The sequence below is a fragment of the Microbacterium sp. genome (assembly GCF_031988965.1).
Taxonomy (GTDB): Bacteria; Actinomycetota; Actinomycetes; order Actinomycetales; family Microbacteriaceae; genus Microbacterium.
The window spans coordinates 1-302 of record NZ_DALZXX010000267.1 but is presented as its reverse complement, the minus strand read 5'-3'; the positions used below and the strand labels follow the sequence as shown (position 1 = coordinate 302).

1 protein-coding gene is annotated in these 302 nt (G+C 74.5%); it reads right to left on the bottom strand.

The genetic code is table 11. The features are described 5' to 3' along the window. The coding region (locus RTM68_RS18575) for an aminotransferase class V-fold PLP-dependent enzyme (RefSeq protein ID WP_312173796.1) at positions 1 to 302 on the bottom strand (302 nt) is incomplete at both ends.

Genomic DNA, 302 nt, shown 5'->3' with positions numbered 1-302 from the left:
CGCCCCTCCGCTCGAGCTCCAACAGCACCGCTTCGCCGCTGACCCCGGCGAACGTGAACGACGCCGTACCGGGAAGGCGATCGTGCGGATCCCCCGTGAGCTCTGCATCGGGCACGAGCGTTCGCACGGCGCCGATGAAGCGCTGCGTCACCGCTCCCACGCGGGCAGCGATCGCCCCCCGCTCCGCCTCGGCGAGCTCGAGCGCGGTCGCCAGCCCCACCGCCCCCGCGACGTTCTCCGTGCCGGAGCGGCGGCCCCGTTCCTGCCCACCACCGTGCAGCAGCGGCTCCATGGGTACGCGG